This is a genomic window from Paraburkholderia madseniana (genome assembly GCF_009690905.1).
In the GTDB taxonomy this organism is placed as follows: Bacteria; Pseudomonadota; Gammaproteobacteria; order Burkholderiales; family Burkholderiaceae; genus Paraburkholderia; species Paraburkholderia madseniana.
On record NZ_VOSW01000253.1, the window covers coordinates 1 to 1,976 of the forward strand.

Here is a 1,976-nt window from a genome sequence, read left to right on the forward strand (position 1 = left end):
GGTGTGTCCAGGTAAGGACACGTTATCCAGTCGGTGAGAGTCCGACCGGGGCAAAAGACTCAAGCCTCGTAGCTTGGGAGGCGTCATGGCGCGAAAGCAAGATGGCGGAGCCCTCCGACAGTATGCTCAGAAAGGAGTATATGCAACGCACCAGGTTGCAACGTGCAGTGAACGCAGATGTAGCCTCGTCACACGTAACTCCGGTGGCTGAGACGGTCGATAACGCGCGAAAGCAGCAGGAGTTGTCCGAAACGGGTCCGATGCGGCAACTCTCACCGGCGGGGTATCAGCGGCGACATGGTGTGAAGGATAACGTGGAAACTGGAGAAGCCCTCGGCACCCGGCGGAGAAATCCCGTCGAGGAGATGCACGCTATAACCGCGAGTGGGAAGTGCGCGCATAGGTGTCAGGGTGACGGATCGGGTCGTAGTACTGACGATGGGCGTGCACCAAAACGCGCCCGGAGGGAAGGGCCCGGACCAGTGAGTATTCCGTCAACAATGTGAGGCAGGGATGAGATGACAAAGACATCCGGCAGTCTGCAGGAACTGAGAAGGCGGATTTATCGCAAGGCGAAGTCTGACAAGACTCATCGCTTCTGGGGGCTCTTCGTACATATTGCGAAGAGGGAAACCCTCGAAGAGGCCTACCGTATCGCCAAAAGAAACGGCGGGGCTCCGGGCATCGACGGTCTGAGCTTTGCAGACATCGAAGCATCGGCGCCTGGCGTATTTCTCGCGGAGATACAGGCAGACCTCAAAACAGGCAGGTATGAACCCAAGCCGAACCGACGGGTTGAGATCCCCAAGAGCAACGGAAAGGTCCGTGTCCTTCAGGTTCCTTGCATCCGCGACCGCGTGGTGCAAGGCGCGCTGAAGCTGATCCTCGAAGCGGTATTCGAGGCGGACTTCTGCCCCAACTCCTACGGATTCAGACCGAAACGGTCCCCACACCGCGCACTGGCGGAAGTCAGGCGAAGTGTGTTGCGGCGCATGTCGACGGTGGTTGACGTGGATCTGTCGCGCTACTTTGACACGATTCAACATTCAACCCTGTTGGACAAGATCGCGAAGCGCATCCAGGATCCCCAGGTACTACGCCTGGTCAAGCAGGTTATCAAGGCGGCAGGCAAAATAGGCGTCCCGCAAGGTGGCCCGTTCAGCCCGCTCGCCGCGAATATCTACCTGAACGAGATCGACTGGATGTTCGACGAGATCCGCCGCAAGACGGCGCAGGGATCCTATGAGGCAGTGAACTATCACCGGTTCGCCGACGACATTGTCATCACCGTCAGTGGCCACCATACGAAACGCGGCTGGGCGGAGCGTGCCCTGTTGCGGCTACGTGAACAACTCGTGCCACTCGGCGTAGAGTTGAACACGGAGAAAACCACGGTGGTGGACACGCTGCATGGAGACGCCTTTGGGTTCCTGGGGTTTGACCTGCGTCGCGTGCGCAAACGTGCGGGGAACGGATACTTCGTCAAGATGACCCCGAAGAAGCGAGCCCGTCAGAGCATCAAGGCGAAGATTCGCGACATCATCCGGCATGGAGGCTCGACCCCGGCCGCGAAGCTGATCGCGAGACTCAACGCTACGGTGTCCGGATGGGTTAACTACTTTCGGGTCGGCAACGCCAGTCGCGCCTTCAGTGAGGTTCGCGACTATCTTGAAATGAAGGTGAGAACCCTGCTGACGCGGCGCAAGCGACGCCAGAAGCGGAGTGTCGGGTGGCGGAGATGGAGTAACGAGTACCTCTACGACGTCCTGGGCCTTTACTGGGACTGGAAACTGCGGCCACTATCGGGTGCGGAGGAGTTCGCGTGAAAGTGACCGTCATGACGACAGGACCCATAACCCTTGCGATGAATCCCACTGGGTGAGCTGCTTGAGGGAAAACCTCACGATCAGTTCTTATGGGGAGGGGCTGGAAACGGACCGGGTTTGCCGCGCACCGCGCCAGTTCCTTACCCGCCA

At 59.0% G+C, this 1,976-nt stretch carries 1 protein-coding gene; it reads left to right on the plus strand.

Going from position 1 to position 1,976, the window contains the following annotated elements:
- Window positions 1–518 precede the first annotated feature (518 nt).
- Entirely contained in the window at window positions 519–1,826 is a 1,308-nt protein-coding gene (ltrA, locus tag FSO04_RS45635; protein WP_154567987.1) for a group II intron reverse transcriptase/maturase, read from the plus strand.
- Window positions 1,827–1,976 lie beyond the last annotated feature (150 nt).

Bases quoted from the DNA above. Each gene is read 5' to 3' on its own strand.
- ltrA (WP_154567987.1), top strand. From the start codon at position 519: ATGACAAAGACATCCGGCAGTCTGCAGGAACTGAGAAGGCGGATTTAT.